Below are 19,122 nucleotides of genomic sequence, written 5' to 3'. Positions count from 1 at the left end.
CAGATTCGGCGTATCAGTTGACTTAGGCCGATTACGCATGTAGGTTTATCCCAGAGGTAGCCTTGCGCTTCAATTTCGGTCAATTTTCCCGCCTGGCACTTTGCCTTTCTTCGATCGGACTTTTCCTAGCTTCGGGTCAAACTCAGGACCCCGCGCGGCCGCCGCCACGCACGATGTCCTGGCCGCCGGCTCGCCCAGCCCGGATCTCTCCGTCAACCTGACTCATACCAGCGCCTTTCTGCAAGGCCAGACCAACGCGGTCTACCTCATTCGCGTCACCAACGACGGCGGAACCGCCACCACCGGCACCATCTCCGTCGTCGACATGATGCCCTCCGGCATCACCATCACGTCCATGTCCGGACCCGGCTGGTCCTGCCTCTCCAACACCTGCAACCGCAACGACTCCGTTCAGCCCGGCCAGATGCTGCCCACCATCACCGTCCTGGCCAGCGTCGCGGCCAACGCGACGCCCTCCGTCAGCAACATGGTCACCGTCTCGGGCGGCGGCGATCCCATCATCACCAACAACATCGCCAATGACGTGACGACCATTGCCGCCGAGGGCCGCCTGCTCAGTTGGGGTAGGCACTTTACCGTGCACGACTCGACACCCAAGGACCTCTCTGATGTGGTGGCCATCTCGGCCGCAACCCAGCATGCGATTGCCCTGAGGAAGAACGGCACGGTCGTGGAATGGGCCAACGGCGGTCTGCTCAATTCTCCGGTCGCCCAGGCTTTGACCAACGCCGTGGCGGTTTCCGCCGGCTTTAGCAGCAGCTTTGCACTTCTGAGCGATGGCACCGTCGTCGCCTGGAGCGCCAATTCCACTCCACCTTCGACGGCGGGGTTATCGAATGTTGTCTCCATCGAAGCTTCGGACTATCTCTGCCTGGCGCTTCGGGCGGATGGCACGGTGAGCGGCGTCGGCACGGACAAATACAACCTTCTGATGGTTCCCGCAACTCTCTCCAACGTAATCCAGATCTCCGCTAGCATCGGCATGGCGCTCGCCCTCCAGTCGAACGGGACTGTCGTCCCCTGGGGCCTTTATGCGCCGACCACTCCGTCCGGGCTGGAACCCCTCGCCCGGATCGCAGCCATCGGTTCGATCACTGGCTCAGGCATCAGGTCCGATGGGACAGTTACAGTTTGGAGCGGCAATTCCAACCCGATCACCACCGTACCTTCAGGCGTAAATAGTGTGGTAGCCCTGGGCGGGGGGGGCTATGGATACATCATGGCCGTGAAGAGCGACGGCACGGTGAAGTCGTGGGGCAACTCCAACGCCGGACTACCGGCGCTCGCCGAGACCCTCACGTATACCAGGGCGGTCAGCGCCTCCATTGATCACGCTCTCGCCATCCTCAGCAAGGCGCCCGTCCTGCTCAAGATCCAGTGGAGCTCAAAGGACCTCAATCTCCTCAGCAGCAGCAACTACTACTATTCGAACCCTCTTATCACCTTGGACGGAGTGAGCCTCATCTTTCCTTACTCGGCGCTCGTGGGGCCCGATAGTACGCACGCGATTTCCACCGCGCCGACACAAGCACCGAGCAATGGAGACATCCAATACCTCTTTGCCAATTGGAGCGACAGCGGTGCAGCCTCTCACAGCTTCACCATTCCGGCCGACACCACTTATACCGCCAACTACACCGTCAAGTTCCGGCTGTCGACATCGGCCGGCACCGGCGGAACCATCAGCCCCGCAGCCGCCTCAGCGTACTACGACCCTGGCGCCAGTGTACTTGTCCGCGCTACCCCATCTCCCGGGTATGTCTTCTTTAGTTTCAACTTCAGTTCAAGCGGGAATGAACAGAACAACCCGTTCCGGGTGGAGATGAAAACGCCCTTGAACATCACCGCCATCTTCAGCCTTCCCAAAGACACCTACCCGCGGATGTCCTTGAAACCGATGCGCCAACTCGTTCAGGGGCAACAGAATGCCGCGTACATCGGCCGCCTCTCCAATGAGACCCTGAACACCATGACCGGAGCACAGGTCCAGTTCTCCGGGCTCCCCGTAGTCAAGATGTCCGGCACAGGATGGGCGTGCACCGGCGCCACCTGCTCCCGGACTGACGTGCTCGCTCCTGGCAAAGCCTACCCGGCAATCCTGATCATCGCCGCGGCGGACTCCACCGCCACCGGCACAGTGACGCCGAGCCTTGACCTCAGTAACTATTCCTACGTCAGCGCGGCCCGGGCCCCCTCCAAAGTCTATGGGGCGGGTAACGCCGCCATCGGTTGGGGTAACAACGCCTCGGGACAGGCCACCGCGCCGGCTGGCCTCACGAACCTGGTAGACATCGCGGGCGGCATCAGCCACAGCGTGGCCCTGCGAGGCGACGGCACGGTCCTAGCCTGGGGCGACAACTTGAAACTGCAGACGAAAGTCCCGTCCGGCCTCGTCAACCTGGTCGCCATCGCGGCCGGCGGCAATCACTCCCTGGCTCTCACAGAAATCGGCAAAGTAGTAGCTTGGGGCGATAACGCCAGCGGCCAGTCCACCGTCCCTGCAAGCCTTCTCGATGTGATCGCCATCGCAGGCGGAGCCAATCACAGTCTCGCGCTCACCGGCAGCGGAACCGTCGTTGCCTGGGGCGCCAACTCCAGCGGCCAGTCCAACGTCCCCGCCACGGTCAAGGATGCCGTGGCCATCGCGGCCGGGGGCAATCACTCCCTCGCCGTGCTGCGCGACGGTTCGGTAGTCGCCTGGGGCAGCAATGCCGCCGGAGAAAGCACTGTGCCAACCGGCTTGGCCGGAGTGGAATCCGTCGCCGCGGGCAACCAGTACAGCATGGCCCTTCTGGACGACGGCACAGTCATCACCTGGGGCGCCGTTCCACCCTCCATCGTCAGCGGCATGCCCGCCGGCCTCACGAATGTCAGGGTGTTGGCAGCCGGAGGAGCACATGCCGTCGCCCTCCAGTGGGATCAGACCCTGCTCTCCTGGGGCGTGAATACCAATGGACAGACTTCCGTACCGCCCGGCCTCTCGCAAATCACGGCAGTCGGCGCCGGCGACACCCACAGCCTGGCCATCACCTCAACCCCCGCCCTCGTCGACATCACGTTTGCGGCCCAGCCCCAGGCCGCTGCTTATGTGGTCGACGGAGTCACCTATACCGCCCCTCAGAAGTTTCAGTGGCTGGCGGGCAGCACGCACACTGTCACCGTCCCCTCGCCACAGCCGGCGACGGCGCCCGGTATGCAGTATGTCCTCCAGGAATGGTCCGACCGCTTCACCGGTACCACCCGGACCCTCGTGGTCGGCGCTCCGCAGGACTTCACCCTTACCTTCAAAACACGCTACCTGCTCACCACTTCCGCCACAGCCGGCGGCAGCATCAGCCCCTCCACCGGCTACCTGGACGCAGGCAGCCGCACTACAATCCTGGCCGTGCCGGATCCCGGTTACGCCTTCTCCGGCTTCAGCGGCGATCTGACCGGCTCCGCCAATGCCCAATCGCTCGCCATGCTCGCGCCCGCCAGCGTCACCGCCCACTTCACCGCCGTCGGCCCGCAGCCCCTCTCCGTCGACCTGTCGCCCACCGCGGGCTCCGGAGCCTCCGCCTCCTTCACGGCCTCCTATCTCGCCCCCCTCGGCTACCGCAACCTCTCCTGGGTCCAGTTGCTGCTCGCCGCCGCGACCGACGGAGGCGGCCAGCCCTACTGCTTCATCCACTTCGATGTCCAGGGCGATGCCTTCTGGCTCTACGGCGATGGCGGCTTCTTCGTCGGACCCGTCGCCCGCGGCGCCGCCAGCGCCCAGTTGCAGAACTCACTCTGCGCGCTCAACACCAGAACCTCCACCGTCACCGGCAATGGCTCCGCGCTCTCCCTAAAGGCCGACGTCGTCTTCAAATCGGCCGCGGCCAGAAACGTCTACCTGCGCGCCTACACCCAGGGCAACCTCGACACCGGCTGGGTGCAGAAAGGCGCCTGGACGGCCGCAGTCTCCGCCTTGGGCGCCATGTCCGCCCAGCCCAATGCCGGCTCCGGCTTCCAGCCAACCTTCACCGCCTCCTATGCGGACCCGGCCGGCTTCGACGGCACCACCGCCGGTTGGTCGCAATTCCTCGTGGCGGCAGCCACCAACGGCGGCGGGCAGCCCTTCTGCTTCGTCCACTACGACCGCGCGGGCAACGGCCTGTGGATGTACTCCAGTGATGCCGGCTTCTTCCTCGGCCCGGTCACCCCCGGCGCCGCCTCCACCCTCCTCGATAGCAGCGCCTGTGCCGTGAACACCTCCTCCACAGCCACAGCCCAACCGTCGGGCGCCTTGCAGGTAATCATCCCCCTCACCCTCAAGGCCCCAATGGCGGGACCAAAGAACCTCTACCAGCGCAGCCTCGATCCCTTGGGACGCGATTCCGGCTGGATCAAAACCGGTACGTGGACCATTCCCTAAAACCACAAATCCGCGCACCCGGTCCGAATCGGCCTTCGGGCCCGCTACAAACTATTTCGAATAATGTGTTACGCGCCCGGCCCCCGAGCTCCATAAGATTGCACGGCAATACCGCTGTTTATCTGTAAGCACCCTTACGCATCCAGCTGCGTCTCTGCGCCCGCCGGGCCCGCCAAGAGCAGCTTCCGCGTCGTTTATGCAATTACTGTCTACACCCGATTTGCGCACGCTTACGTGTCAAAGATGTACAGATTCGGCGTATCAGTTGACTTAGTCCGATTACGCATGTAGGTTTATTCCAGAGGTAGCCTTGCGCTTCAATTTCGGTCAATTTTCCAGCCTGGCACTTTGCCTTTTTTCGATCGGACATTTCCCAGCTTCGGGTCAGACTCAGGACCCCCACGCGGCCGCCGCCACGCACGACGTCCTGGCCGCCGGCTCGCCCGGCCCGGATCTCGCCGTCAACCTGACCCATACCAGCGCCTTTCTGCAGGGCCAGACTAACGCTGTCTACCTCATCCGCGTCACCAACGAGGGCGGAACCGCCACCACCGGCACCATCTCCGTCGTCGACCTGATGCCCTCCGGCATCAACATCACGTCGATGTCCGGACCCGGGTGGTCGTGTCTCTCCAACACCTGCAACCGCAGCGACTCCGTTCCACCCGGCCAGATGCTGCCCACCATCACCGTCCTGGCCAGTGTCGCGGCCAACGCGCCCCCCTCCGTCAGCAACATGGTGACAGTCTCGGGCGGAAGCGATCCGATCATCACCAACAACATCGCCAATGACGTCACGACCATTGCCGCCGAAGGCCGCCTGCTGAGCTTTGGGTACTACTACTCACCCTCCTCCGGGACGCCCAAGGACCTCTCCGACGTGGTGGCCATCTCGGCCGGTTCTGCGCGGGCGCTTGCCTTGAGGAAGAACGGCACGGTCGTGGAATGGGCCAACGGCGGACTCCTGAGTTCCGCCGTAGCTCAGGCTTTGACAAACGTCGTGGCGGTCTCCGCCGGGTATGACAACAGCTTTGCGCTCTTGAGCGACGGCACCGTCGTCGCCTGGACCTATGGTTCGACCGCACCGCCGGCGACGGGATGGTCGAATATTGTCGCCCTCGAAACTTCCGACAATTTCTGCCTGGCGCTGCGGGCCGATGGCACGGTTAGCGGCGTCGGCACAGACAACAACGGAACTTTGACGATTCCCTCAAATCTCTCCAATGTGATCCAGGTTTCCGCCAGCAGCGGCATGGTGCTGGCCCTCCAGTCGAACGGGGTGGTCGTCCCCTGGGGCAGCTACGCGCCGCACACTCCGGCCGGTCTGGAACCCCTCACCCGAATCGCGGCCCTCAACTCGAGCACCGCGGCCGGCATCAAGCCCGATGGCACGGTCGTTGTTTGGAGCAACAACGCGACTCCGCTCACCACCATCCCTTCCGGGGTCAACAATATTGTAGACATTACAGGCGAGCAGCTCGTCATGGCCGTGAGAAACGACGGCACAGTGAAGGCGTGGGGCAATACCGGCTACGGACTCTCGGAGTTTGCCGCGAACCTCGCGCATACCAGGACAATCAGCGCCTCCTTCTATTACGCACTCGCCATCCTCGACAAGGCGCCCGTCCTGCTCAAAATCCAGGCTGCCGCAAAAGGCCTCGATCTTACCAGCAATTACTACTATTCGGGTCCAGTCGTCACTTTGGACGGCACAGCCCTCTCTTTGCCTTACTCAGCACTGGTAGCGCCCGACAGTACGCACACCATTGCCACCGCGCTCACGCAAACACCTGGCGGTGGGGGTATCCAATTCCTCTTTGCCAATTGGAGCGACGGCGGCTCGGCTTCCCACACTGTTACGATCCCGGCCGACACCTCGTACACCGCCAACTACACGGTCAAGTTCCAGCTGTCGACGTCAGCCGGCACGGGCGGAACCATCAGCCCCGCGCCCGCTTCCACATTCTACGACCCCGGCACCAGCATCCTGATTCGGGCCACGCCGTCGGCCGGGTATGTCTTCTCTGGCTTCTACTCCAATTCAACCGGAACAGAGCAGAACAACCCATCCCGGGTGGAGATGAGCGCGCCTGTCAGCATCTCGGCCAATTTCCTACTGCTAAAGGACGCCAGCCTGCGGATGTCCCTGAAACCCATGCGCCAACTGGTTCAGGGTCAGCAGAATGCCGTCTACATCGGCCGCCTCTTCAATGACAGCCCGAATACCGTTACCGGTATACAGGTCCAGTTCTCAGGGATGCCAGTCGTCAGGATGTCGGGCACGGGATGGGCGTGCACCAGCGCCAGCTGTTCCCGGACTGACGCGCTCGCTCCAGGCTCAGCCTACCCGGCAATCCTGATCATCGCCGCGGCGGACTCCACTGCCACCGGGACGGTGACGCCAAGCCTCGCTCTGAACACATACCCCTACAACAGCGCGGCCCGAGCCCCCTCCAAAGTCTATGGAGCCGGCAATGCCGCCATCGGTTGGGGCAACAATGCCTCTGGACAGGCGACCGCCCCAGCTGGCCTCACGAACCTGGTCGACATCGCCGGCGGCATCAGCCACAGCGTGGCCCTTCGGGGCGACGGCACGGTAGTAGCCTGGGGCGACAACTCGAAACTACAGACGAAAGTGCCGTCCGGTCTCGTCAACCTGGTCGCCATCGCGGCCGGTGGCAATCACTCTCTCGCCCTCAACGAATTCGGCAGTGTGGTCGCCTGGGGCGATAACACCAGCGGCCAATCCACAGTCCCCGCCAACCTTCTGAATGTGATCGCCGTCGCCGGGGGCGCCAATCACAGCCTCGCCCTCACCAGCAGCGGCGCCGTCGTCGCCTGGGGCGCCAACTCCAGCGGCCAGTCCACCGTCCCCGCCACTGTCAAGGATGCCGTGGCCATCGCCGCCGGGGGCGATCACTCCCTCGCCGTCCTGCGAGACGGTTCCGTCGTCGCCTGGGGCAGCAATGCCGCCGGAGAAAGCAATGTGCCAACGGGCCTGGCCAGAGTGGAATCGGTCGCCGCCGGGCCCCAGTACAGTATGGCCCTGCTGGACGACGGCACAGTCATCCCATGGGGCACCGTTCCGCCCTCCATCGTCAGCGGCATGCCCGCCGGCCTCACCAACGTCAGAGTCCTGTCAGCCGGGGGCGCCCACGCAGTTGCCCTCCAGTGGGATCAGACCCTGCTGTCGTGGGGCGTGAACACCAATGGTCAAACCTCCGTACCACCTGGCCTCACGCAAATCACCGCCGTCGGCGCGGGCAGCACTCATAGCCTGGCTATCGCCGCCACACCAGCCGTGGTCAATGTGTCGTTCGCTACAAATCCTTCAGGTGCCACCTTTACCGTCGATGGTGCGCCCTACACCACCAACCAAAGCCTCCAATGGACCTACGGCAGTACGCACACCGTCTCCGTCCCCTCCCCTCAACCCGGCGTGACACCCGGATCTCAGTTCGTTCTCTCCAGTTGGTCAGACGGCTCTGCCCTCACCACTCGCACGTTTACGGCGACCCAAAACGCATCCTACACGCTGACATTTAGGACGCAGTACGCGCTCACCACCTCCGCGTCAGCCGGCGGCTCCATCAGCCCCTCCACCGCCTACTTCGATGCCGACAGCACCGTCACCGTCAGGGCGACCGCCAATCAGGGCTACGTGTTCGCAGGCTTCGGCGGCGATATCTCCGGCTTGTCAAACCCGCGTAGCTTTGTCCTGAAAGGCCCCGTGAATGTTTCCGCCAGCTTCGTGGCTCCACAAGGGAAGGCGAAGTTCAAGGTCAACCTGAGGCATACCAGCGCGTTCCTGCGCGGCCAGACCAACGCCGTTTACCTGGTTCGCATCGGTAGCGATCCCACGGGTGGTGCAACCTCGGGACAAGTACAGATGACCCCCACCGTCCCGGCCGGCCTCCAGATCACCTCCATGTCCGGACCCGGTTGGACCTGCACGGCCAGCACCTGCACCCGCAGCGACGTGCTCACCAGCGGACAGTCCTATCCCGCCATCACCGCCCTCGCTAAGATCGACGACTTCGCGCCCGGCAGCCTCACCTTCCAGGCCGGCGTCTCCGGCGGCGGTACCTCCGGAGTGACCACCGCCAGCGACACCGCGGCGGTCAATTCCATCGCTTATCCCATCTACTGGGCCTACTACTACTATTCGTACAACAACAACGAAAAGCCGTTCCCCGAAGGCCTCAACGATGCAGTCGCAGTCGCCTTGGGCGGCGGCTTCCGGGTGGCCCTCAAGAAGGACGGCACCGTTGTGGCCTGGGGCACAAATCAGGATGGTCAATGCAACGTCCCCGCCGGGTTGACTAACGTAGTTGCCATCTCCGCGGGGAGCTCCTACACACTGGCTCTCAAGGCCGATGGCACAGTGGTCGCCTGGGGCAATAGCCAGGTGGTCACCGGGCTGCCCGCTGGCCTCACCAACCTGGTCGGCATCGCCGCAGGGACTGATAATGCCATCGGCATCAGAGCCGATGGCACGCTCACCTGGTGGGGCAATCAGTATTACTATCTGGATTTGACGGCACTCGCCCAGGTTCGCAACGCCGTGGCGGTGTCGATGCGATACAATGCCGTGGCCCTGACAGCCGATGGCATCCCTGTTTCGCTCACCAGCGACGCTTCCACGTTGCCCCCGCCCTCGCTGTCGAATGTAGTCTCGGTTTTCTCAGGTTACTCGGGCTACAGTTTCGGCGCCATCACACAGGCTGGAACGCTCACCATCTGGCCGCCCACAAGCAACTCCCCCCCCCCGACTGACTGGGTGAATCTCTCCGCCGTCGCCCTCGGGGGCAGTTGTCCCCTGGCGCTGAAACAGGATGGCACCATCTCCCAGTGGAACTGCACTATGTCCTGGGTCACTACTCAACCGAAAGACGTCCCCAACGTGACCGCGCTTGTCGGCACCGGCGATCAGGCGCTCGCCCTCACTTCGACGCCCCCGCAGGTGCAGGTCAGTGTCGGCGCTAGTTCGACCAGCTTCACGGTCGACGGCACCCTCTATCAGCAGCCCCAGACCTTCACCTGGCCCTACGGCAGCATCCATACCGTCTCCGCCACCTCGCCCATTGATGGCGGAGCCGGCAGCCGGAGCGTGTTCTCGAACTGGTCCGACGGTGGAGCCATCGCCCACAGTTTCGTCGCCGCCTCAGCCGGACAAACCCAGCTCACTGCCTACCTCAAGACGCAGTACTATATGACGACCAAGGCCACCCAGGGCGGCACCATCAGCCCCCCCAGCGGCTGGTACGACGCCAACTATACGCTCGTCTTCGCCTCACCCGACCAGGGCTATACCTTTAAGGACTTCACCGGCGCCACCGTCGAGAACGGCACACGGGGCTACCTCTACCTCAACGCCCCCACCACGGTGACCGCCAACTTCGTCTCCCAAACCGCCGGACCGAAACTGGCCATCACCAGCACACACACAGGCAGCTTTACCCAGGGCCAGCAGGGCGCGGCTTACACCCTCACCGTCGGCAATGCCTCCGGGTCGCCAGCTACCACTGGCACCGTATACGTCACAAATACCCTGCCCGCGGGCCTGACCCCCATCTCCATCACCGGCAACGGCTGGAACTGCCAGAACCTCAGCACCTGCTACCGCTCCGACACCCTGGCCGGCGGCTCCAGCTACCCGCCCCTCATCGTCACCGTCAACGTCGCCATCAACGCCACCTCCCCACAGGTGAATCAGGCTACGGTCACGGGCGGCAACTCGCCCCAGGCCTCCACCACCGACTCCACGGCCATCCTCACCCTGGTCAACCTCACCAGCAATCCCAGCGGGATGACCATCGTTGCCGACGGCACTGCCTACACCACTCCAAAGTCCTTCGGCTGGGCTGCAGGCTCCTCGCACACCCTCAGCGTCGGTTCGCCCCAGACCTTCGGCAATTCCCGCTATGGCTATCTCAGCTGGAGCGACGGCGGAGCCCAGGCCCACACCATCACCGCACCCTCCACCTCCACCACCTATTCGGCCAACTTCAAAACCCAGAACAAGCTCACCCTTGTCGCCAACCCCGGCGGCAGCATCAGCGCCTCACCCGCTTCCGCCGACGGCTGGTATGACACCACGCAGGTGCTGCAGATCACCGCCGCGCCCGCCGCCCTCTATACCTTCTCCAACTTCTCGGGCGACCTGGTGGGGGGGGCGAATCCGCAGTCCATCGCAATGGTCGTCCCCCGTTCGGTGACGGCCAACTTCCTGGCCATCAATCCGCAACCTTCCGCCGCCAGCGTCACGCCTTCCTCCGGCTCCGGAACTTCCGCCTCGTTCACCGCCACTTACACCGCCGGCCTCGGCTATCAGGATCTGCAATGGGTGCAGTTGCTCATCGCTACGGCTGCCAACGGCGGCGGTCAGCCCTACTGCTTCGTCCACTTCGACGTCCAGGGCGACTCCTTCTGGGTCTACGGCGACGGCGGCTTCTTCGTCGGTCCCGTGAAACGCGGCACCACCAGTGCCCAGTTGCAGAACTCGCTCTGCGCTCTGAACACGAAGACCTCCACCGTCACCGGCAACGGCACCGCCCTCACCCTCAAAGCCGACATCGTCTTCAAGGCGGCTGCGGCTAAGAACATCTACCTCCGCGCCTACACCCAGGGCAATCTCGATACCAACTGGGTACAGAAAGGCACTTGGACCACGGCCTCTTCCGCCTTGGGCTCCATGAGCGTCCTGCCCGCTTCCGGCACCGCCGCCCAGCAGACCTTTGCCGCTTCGTTTGCGGATCCGGCCGGCTACGACGGGACAGCCGCCGGCTGGTCGCAGTTCCTGGTCGCCGCGGCCACTGACGGCGGCGGTCAGCCCTTCTGCTTCGTACACTACGATCGGGCGGGCAATGGCCTGTGGATGTACTCCGGAGACGTCGGCTTCTTCCTGGGACCGGTAAGCCCGGGCACGGCCGCCAACACGCTCACCAGCAGCGCCTGTTCGGTCGACACATCCGCGTCCACCGTCACGAACCAGGCCGGTACGGTCAAAGTGAACGTGCCCATCACCCTCAAGGCGCCCATGTCCGGAGCCAAGAAACTCTTCCAGCGGAGCCTCGATCCCCTTGGACGCGACTCCGGCTGGCTGCAAACCGGCACCTTTACCATCCCGTAATCGAATCAACCACCGGAGCGGCTGTCTCTACGGCCGCTCCGCCACCACCTCGACATAGTCCAGACCGGCCTTCTCTCCGCCCTCCGGCTGCCCTTCGATCCGGATCACATCCCCCGGCCGCAGGGCGATTCCCGCCAGGCTGCGCCGTGTCGACGTCGAGCTGTCGATCTTCGCCGAAGGCACCCAGTTGCCCGCCGCCCACTCATCCACCACCTGCTCCCCCACCTTCACCCGGTACCGAGCACGTCCATTATTCTGGTCGAAGTATTGGACCCGCAGCGTGTACCACGCCGACTGCCCCGCAAACGTCGTCGACGCCGAACACGTGGCCCCCTCGCACACTATGCCCTTGCCGCCCGATCCACCCTCCCACGGCGTCACCGGCGTCTCCACATACCCCTCCAGCTTCATCGCTTCCGCTTCCACCCGGCCCGGATGCTGCCCCACTCGCCCCTTCCCATCGGCGATCCCTGACGCCCGCCGGAACCAGTTGTTCACCGCATCCCGCCACACCTGCGCCTGGCCCGCGTGATACTCCAGTTGCGCCAGGACTTCCGCGTAGCGCTGCTCGTCCACTCGCCCCCTGAGCGCCCGCCAGGAACGCACATAGCCCTCCACCGACGCCGCCCCCTCGTAGTGCAGATCGTACAGCGTCTGGATCACCGTCTTGCCAGAATGCAGCACATGCGTGTACGGCACATGGTGGAAGAACAACAGGAGTTCATCCGGGCACGTCGCCAACCCTTCATACCGCTGCGCCACCGCCGGCCGGTATTGCCCCGCATACCCCGTACCCGTCGCCACCGTGCGGTCCATTCCCGCGCCCTTCTCATCCGACCGGTGCCACTGCCCCCAGCCGTTGCGCTCAGACGCCTCCACCGACACCCCATAGTGGTTCCCCACGATGTCGGTCAGCGTCTGCAACCCCAGCGGACCGGTATAATTCTCGAACACCCGCCACGACTTCAGTTGCAGCGCCTCAATCGTCTGCGCCACCTGCGGATCCGCTCCAAAGGTCAGCCGCGTCCACTCGCTGGCAATCTGCTGCGACGTCAAATCCGGATTCCACGCCAACCGCCCAAATCCGTACAAATTCGCCTGCGACAGATGATTCCCCAACCAGTTGGCGTCCAGCCCCACATTCGACACCCCTACAAACCCGCCCGCCGGACGCCGGAACACTCTCCCGGCCGCCAACGCCTTCACTGGAGTGCCGGCGCCCTTCGCCTGCATATCGAAATCCAGCACCTCTTTCCACATCGGAACCAGGAAGACCAACTGTCGCGCCTGCCCGAAATACTCCTGCGTCACCTGCAGCTCAATCGCCTGATTCGACTTCTCCAACGCCCCGAACAATGGCGACGCCGGCTCCCTCACCTGAAAATCAATCGGCCCATGCTTGATCTGGATCACCACGTTGTCATCGAACTGCCCGTCCAGACGGTAGAAGTTGTCGTATGCCGCCCGCGCCCGGTCATTCTTCAAATTCCGCCAGTCCATGTGGTGGTCATAAACGAACCCGCGGTAAAAGAACAGACCGCCATGCGGCTTCAGCGCCCGCGCAATCACATTCGCCGCATCCGCATGCGTCCGCCCATACGCCGATGGCCCGATGCGCCCCTCGGAATCCGCCTTCAACAGAAGTCCGGCCAGGTCAGGCACCGCCCGGTACAACTCATCCGTCTTTGCCTTCCACCACGCCGCTACGCCCGCATCCAGGGGATCAAAGGTTGCCAGCCCGCCCACCCGCTGCGGGCTCCCGAAATCCACCGACAACACGACCCTCACACCCCACGGCCGGAACGCCTCGGCAATCCGCGCCAACTGCGGCAGATACGCCGGGGTCAGCACCCGTGGATCCGCGTTCACGTTGTTGATCGAACACCCGTTGATCCCCAGCGACGCCAGCAGCCTCCCATACTCGCTCACCCTGCTCAAATCCTCGCGCACCACGCCCTTGTCCCAGAAGATCGACCGCCCGCCATAGCCGCGCTCAATCGTGCCGTCCAGGTTGTCCCAATGATTCACCCAGCGCACCGGCGCATAGGGCACAGACCGCTCGTTCCACGCCTCCACCGGCTCGCCCATCGCAATCTTCCGCAGCAGTGCGAATGTCCCGTACAGGACACCCCGCTCGCTCCCGCCCAGGACGGCAACCCTCCGCGACCCGCCGGCACCTCGCACGCTCAGCGCATATCCGTCCTCGGTCAGCGCCGCACCCGCAGGCAGTCCAGGCGCCGCCTTCCGCACCACGCCCTCCAGCCCCAGCACAATCGCGCCGTCCGCTGGTACCGTGGAACCCACCCGCAGCGTCACCCCCAGCATGCCTTTGATCCCGCGAATCAACTCGGTCCGGGCAGTCCGTTCCACCGGGGAATCCCCCATCAGGACGACCGTAGCCGGCAGCGCGCTCACATACCGCCGGGCCGTCGCTGCATCCAGCGCGGAGTATCTCAACCAGGCATCGGCGCCCGTCTCGGCCTGCAGTCCGGCCAGGGGCAACAGGGCCCACATCCATCGCAGTTTACGGCTCATCAATCCTCCCGCGAACCATGCAGGCCCGGCCGGTAAACCGATTCAGGCCGGATCCCGGGCGTTGCGCAGCGCAGCCGTCCCGGGACGCCCGCGCTCAACCGTATAGTGTTATCGCAACCTGGAACAAAAGACAATCAGCGGCTGAATCCGTTCATTCCTACCCCACCCGGCCTGCTTCGAACTCCTGTGCCGCCTCGACCAGCGCCCGGATGTTCTCCGCCGGCATCCCCGGACTCGCTCCGCCACCCAGCGACAGAATCAGGTTCGTCCCGCCCGTCTTCCGCAGGACTTCCAGCGCCGCCACCTTCACCGCCTCCGCCGTACCCCGCACACCCAAATCCAGCGGCGATACATTCCCCATCAGGCACATCCGCCCGCCCGTCCGGCGCGCCGCCTCCGCGATGTCCACCTTGTGGCTGAAATTCAGCACATCAAAGCCGGTCTCCGGCAGATCGTCGATGAACTGCTTGATCGCCGCGTCGTTGTGATACACCTTTACCCAGTCCTGCGGAAATGCATCACAGATCCGCTTCAGGTAAGGGGCCGCAAACTCGTTATAGGAAGCCCTGGATAGGAAACCCACCACGTCATCCAGGACGAAGATCCCTTCCACACACGGGCCAATCGCTTCCGCCTGCGCCTTCAACCACGCAATGATGCCTTCCGTGACAAACGACAGCAGCCGGTGGACCCCTTCCGGATCGTCCACGATGTTCGTCATCAGGTTGTTCACATCGTGCACAAAGGCCGCCGTGCACAGCGGACCCCGCGCCGCCACCACCGGAATCGTGTACCCCGCATCGAAAATCCGCTGCTTCTGCATCCGGTAGCGGTGCAGCGCCAGCGGCATAAACCCGTCCCGCCACGGATCCACCGCCACCATGTGGTCGAGATCGGACAAACGGTGCAGCGTCGCCACCTGGCTTGGCGGCTGGTCCGGTTGGAACGTGATGCGCGCACCCATCGCCGAAGGCTCGATCGCCATCCCGTACTCCACCCACCAGGAGGGGAACATCGTCACCTCCGGAAACTGCTCAGCTACCTTCAAATTCGATTGGAACCAAACCTCCGGATCCAGGAAGTAGTCCAGGTGGCCCGTACCCAGATAGCCCGGCATCCACGGGCTGTCCACAATCAGCGCCAACGGCACCTTGTCGACGGGTTGCCGCTTGGCGGCTCTCTTAAAGGCATCCCACTGCTGCTGTCGCATCGACGTCCTTCCAGTTGGCCGGTCTCTCGCTGGCCTCACTATCGACGGGAATCATTCCAGTCAATCAGGCCTGCAAGTATCATAATTGACCACCGGCACCGGTTGCGCCGCATTCAGAAACACGAGTCAGGAGTCCCCTACTCCTGGTCTGGATCCTTGATCTCGCTCAGCCGGGGCTCGTCTTTGCGCACCCGCGTCACCGGATCCGGCTGCCCCCGCATCTCGCGGATCACCGACTCACCCGTCAGCCGCCCGCTCTCCATCGCCCCCTGCATGCTCGGCGTGGACCGGTGATCGCCGCAGACATACAACCCCGGAGCCAACCTGCTCTGCTGCTGCCATTCCATCGGCGAAACCACCGGCAACCCATGCTCAATGCGGTACATCCGCAGCAGCCGCCACTCATCCGCCACCAGCCCGTACCAGTGCCGCAACTGGCCGCGCACCATGCTCACCACCGTCTGATCGTCCCGGCTCGGCCAGCCCAAGACCGTGATGCTCACCAGATTCTCGCCCGCCGGCGCGTACCCCGGCGCAACCACGTTCATCACCGCCAGATTGTTGATCGGTCCCCGGCTGCTGCCGCTCAATACCAGCATCGGCTCTTCCACCGGCGCTTCCTTGGCCGCGAAATACAGCGTGCACACGCTGCGCGACGACACTGTCCGCTCAAAGCCCAACAGCCGCGATGCCTCCGGACCTTCCGTCGCCACCACCACGTGCTTCGCCTGCAGAATCTCACCCGTCGACAGCTTCACCTGGTTGCGGCCAATCGAATGCACCCGCTCGTTGAAACGGATCGTTCCAGCCGGCAGCGTCTCCGCCAGTTGCCTCGGAATCGCCTGGATCCCTTCCGCCGGCACCGCCGCATCCCCTTCGGCAAACATCTTGAAAACGAATTCGAACAGGCGGTTCGATACCGTCAGCTTCGGGTCCAGCATCACGCCCCCGATGAACGGCTTGAAGAAGCGGTCGATCATCGCCTGCGAGATCTGCCTCCGCCGCAGCGCCTGCATCGTCGAGATGTCTTCCCCATCGAAGATCTCCTCGATGGTTCTGGATACCACTGAACTTCGGATTCTCGACAGCCGGAACTTGTCCGCCAACCCGCCGACCGGAGAAAACAGGCTCGTCATGAACGTGCCCGGCTCCCGCCATGGGTCGGGGATCCGGTAAAACCGGCCGTCGCAGCGGACCATCGCACCAGGCGCGAAGGCGCACAACTGCAGCCGGTCGTAATCCAGTTGCGCCAGCGCCTCGGGATAGGCCGTCAGCAGAACCTGAAAACCACGGTCCAGCAGAAACCCATCCACCCGCTCCGTCCGGACCCGCCCGCCCACACTGTCCGACGCCTCAATCAGTTGGAATGAGACGCCTTCCTTCGCCAATGCCCGCGCACAGCAGATGCCGGCGAGCCCCGCGCCGACAATTACAGCATCTAAGTTAGACATTTCACCCAATACCCAATTCAGCTCCCTGGGCAGAGTCGCGTGACCAGCGGCCCTTCCGAAGCACCAGAAATCCTGAGAGATTCCCGCCTATCAGTAACCCGTCTAGTTTCTCTCGTTTGAACACCAATGTGCAATTCCCGGACAGACCCATCAAAAGACTGGCCATCCATTCCATCCGCCGCCGCGAAATTCGCACCCGGCCCCGGCCTGCCCCCTGCGCTATAGTGTGAATTCCGGTCCATGCCGAACCTCAGTCAGTCACTACGCGAGATGGGTGTCGTTGGCGCCGGTGGCGCCGGCTTCCCCACCGAAGTCAAAGCCAAGTCCCAGGTCGAGTTCATCCTCGCCAATGGAGCCGAGTGCGAACCCTTGCTCCACAAGGACTTCGAGCTCATGAAACGCTATCCCGCCGAAATGGTCTCCGGCATGGCGCGCATGATTCAGGTCACCAGCGCCCGCGAAGGCCGCTTCTGCGTCAAGGAAAAGAATAAGGAAGCCGTCGAAGCCGTCTCTCCGCACGCCAAAGCAGCCGGCATCGAGATGACCTATCTCGGCGACTTCTACCCCTCCGGCGACGAATACGAGATCGTCTACGCCGCCACGGGCCGCCTCATCCCCGCCGCCGGCATCCCGCTCAACGTCGGCTGCGTCGTCAATAACGTCGAAACCCTCTATAACGTCGAACTCGCTGCCCAGGGCACGCCCGTCACGAAAAAGTTCGTCTCCATCAGCGGAGCCGTCAAACACCCCTGCAGCTTCTGGGCCCCCATCGGCTGTACCTTCGCTGACCTCCTCGCCATCGCCGGCGGCGCCACCGTCCCCGACATCGGCATCTTCGTCAGCGGCATGATGATGGGCACCCTTACCTTCGACCTCACCGGCATCGTCACCAAAACCACCTGCGGCCTCATCGTCCTCCCGCGCGAACATTCCCTCGTTCAGCGCAAAAGCAAACCCAAAGAGGTGATGGCCCACATCGGCAAATCGGCCTGCGACCAGTGCAGCTATTGCACCGAATTCTGCCCGCGCTACCTGCTCGGCTACGATGTCCAGCCCCATAAAGTGATGCGCACCCTCGGCTTCACCCTCTCCGGCAAGGAGAATTGGAGCCAGTGGGGCGAACTCTGCTGCTCCTGCGGCCTCTGCACCCTCTACGCCTGCCCCGAAGACCTCTTCCCCAAGGAAGCCTGCGATGACGCCAAAGTCACGCTGCGCACCGCCGGCATGAAGTACGTCCAGCAGCACCCCGTCCGCGCCCATCCCATGAAGGAGTATCGCCGCGTCCCGCAGTCGATGCTCCGCCAGCGCCTGAACGTCGAAGCCTACGAAAGCCACACGCCCTTTATCCCGGACGAACCCAAACCGGCCCGCGTCCGCATCCTCACCAAACAACACGCCGGCAAGCCCGCCACCCCTGTGGTCAATGAAGGTGACCGTGTGGAAGCAGGCCGCCCCATCGCCCGCATGAACGAAAACGAACTGGGCGCGGACGTCCACTCCAGCATCACCGGCCGCGTGGCCCGAGTCACCGCCGAAGCCATCGAAATCGAAGCCTGAGCCAAAGGAACAACCAAGTGGCCCGCAACTCCATCGGATTGATTGAACTCTCGAGTATCGCCGCCGGCTTCCTGGTCTGCGACTGCATGCTGAAAACGGCGGATGTCGAACTCGTCCTGGCCCGCACCATTTGCAGCGGCAAATACATGGTCCTGATCCGCGGCGACGTCGGAGCCATCCAGGCCGCGGTCGACGCCGGCAAACAGGCCGGCGACTTCTCCATCATCGACTCCTTCGTCATCGCCAACCTCCACGAAGACATCTTCCCGGCCATCAGCGGCACCACCAACGTAGGCCAGCTCGAGTCCCTGGGCATCGTCGAATCGTTCTCAGTGACCAGCCTGATCGAAGCCGCCGACGCCATGGCCAAAGCGGCGAATGTCCGTCTAGTAGAGGTGCGTTTAGCCATGGCCCTGGGAGGCAAGGCCTTCGCCTCCTGCACAGGAAGCGTCTCCGCGGTGAGAACAGCCGTGGAAGCCGGAGCCCAGGTCATCGGCCGCAAAGGCCTGCTAGTGAATAAGGTAGTAATCCCCCAACCGAGGCCGGAACTATTGCGCGAAATGATCTAACAGAGCCGCGCGCGTCAGCAAGCGGATACTTCGAATCAGGCTCCAGCCAAAATCATGCGAACCGCAGGCAACCGGGAAGCCCGCGGCTCCTCGAAGTGCAGCGCCAGGGCCTCTTCGAGATGAGCGAGCGCCTCCACCTCAGTCTCCCCCTGACTGGCGACGTCAACATCCAGGCACTGGGAAACGAACCAGTTCCCTTCCCGCCAAACCGCCGCATGGAACCTTTGTTTCATTCCGGCATTCTTTCAAAC

General features: G+C 63.5%; 8 protein-coding genes. 4 read left to right on the top strand and 4 right to left on the bottom strand.

Annotation, left to right across the window (positions count from 1 at the left end):
- Positions 1 to 100 precede the first annotated feature (100 nt).
- A complete protein-coding gene (locus ACR9Y2_RS32865) occupies positions 101 to 4,417 on the top strand; it encodes an InlB B-repeat-containing protein (RefSeq protein WP_435046114.1) in 4,317 nt (1,438 codons plus the stop codon).
- 310 nt (positions 4,418 to 4,727) lie between these two features.
- Positions 4,728 to 11,549, top strand: coding sequence for an InlB B-repeat-containing protein (locus ACR9Y2_RS32860; RefSeq protein WP_435046113.1), 6,822 nt, complete (start codon positions 4,728 to 4,730; stop codon positions 11,547 to 11,549).
- A 27-nt stretch (positions 11,550 to 11,576) separates the two neighbouring features.
- On the opposite strand, the gene ACR9Y2_RS32855 is transcribed toward ACR9Y2_RS32860, so the two are convergent.
- The 3 genes from ACR9Y2_RS32855 to ACR9Y2_RS32845 all read right to left on the bottom strand — a co-directional run bounded on the left by ACR9Y2_RS32855 (position 11,577) and on the right by ACR9Y2_RS32845 (position 16,745).
- Positions 11,577 to 14,084 carry an alpha-glucuronidase family glycosyl hydrolase gene (locus tag ACR9Y2_RS32855; protein ID WP_435046112.1) on the bottom strand — a complete coding sequence of 836 codons (2,508 nt, stop codon included), beginning with the start codon at positions 14,082 to 14,084 and terminating at the stop codon, positions 11,577 to 11,579.
- A 157-nt stretch (positions 14,085 to 14,241) separates the two neighbouring features.
- Positions 14,242 to 15,294, bottom strand: coding sequence for a uroporphyrinogen decarboxylase family protein (locus tag ACR9Y2_RS32850; protein ID WP_435046111.1), 1,053 nt, complete (start codon positions 15,292 to 15,294; stop codon positions 14,242 to 14,244).
- A gap of 137 nt (positions 15,295 to 15,431) precedes the next feature.
- Entirely contained in the window at positions 15,432 to 16,745 is a 1,314-nt protein-coding gene (locus tag ACR9Y2_RS32845) for an NAD(P)/FAD-dependent oxidoreductase (protein ID WP_435046110.1), read from the bottom strand.
- Between the two features lie 240 nt (positions 16,746 to 16,985).
- Between ACR9Y2_RS32845 and ACR9Y2_RS32840 the strand changes: the two genes are divergently transcribed.
- Together ACR9Y2_RS32840 and ACR9Y2_RS32835 are read left to right on the top strand one after the other, a co-directional pair.
- Entirely contained in the window at positions 16,986 to 18,302 is a 1,317-nt protein-coding gene (locus tag ACR9Y2_RS32840; RefSeq protein ID WP_435046109.1) for a 4Fe-4S dicluster domain-containing protein, read from the top strand.
- A gap of 17 nt (positions 18,303 to 18,319) precedes the next feature.
- Entirely contained in the window at positions 18,320 to 18,871 is a 552-nt protein-coding gene (locus ACR9Y2_RS32835; RefSeq protein ID WP_435046108.1) for a BMC domain-containing protein, read from the top strand.
- A 35-nt stretch (positions 18,872 to 18,906) separates the two neighbouring features.
- Here ACR9Y2_RS32835 and ACR9Y2_RS32830 read toward each other — a convergent pair whose 3' ends face one another.
- Positions 18,907 to 19,104, bottom strand: coding sequence for a type II toxin-antitoxin system HicB family antitoxin (locus tag ACR9Y2_RS32830; protein WP_435046107.1), 198 nt, complete (start codon positions 19,102 to 19,104; stop codon positions 18,907 to 18,909).
- Positions 19,105 to 19,122 lie beyond the last annotated feature (18 nt).

This window comes from Paludibaculum fermentans (assembly GCF_051172195.1).
Lineage (GTDB): Bacteria > Acidobacteriota > Terriglobia > Bryobacterales > Bryobacteraceae > Paludibaculum > Paludibaculum fermentans_A.
This window is presented reverse-complemented; position numbering and strand designations above follow the sequence as displayed.

Excerpts from the sequence above, each read along its gene's own strand:
- ACR9Y2_RS32840 (WP_435046109.1), top strand. The coding sequence starts at position 16,986 with ATGCCGAACCTCAGTCAGTCACTACGCGAGATGGGTGTCGTTGGCGCC.
- ACR9Y2_RS32850 (WP_435046111.1), bottom strand. The coding sequence starts at position 15,294 with ATGCGACAGCAGCAGTGGGATGCCTTTAAGAGAGCCGCCAAGCGGCAA.
- ACR9Y2_RS32845 (WP_435046110.1), bottom strand. The coding sequence starts at position 16,745 with ATGTCTAACTTAGATGCTGTAATTGTCGGCGCGGGGCTCGCCGGCATC.
- ACR9Y2_RS32855 (WP_435046112.1), bottom strand. The coding sequence starts at position 14,084 with ATGAGCCGTAAACTGCGATGGATGTGGGCCCTGTTGCCCCTGGCCGGA.
- ACR9Y2_RS32830 (WP_435046107.1), bottom strand. The coding sequence starts at position 19,104 with ATGAAACAAAGGTTCCATGCGGCGGTTTGGCGGGAAGGGAACTGGTTC.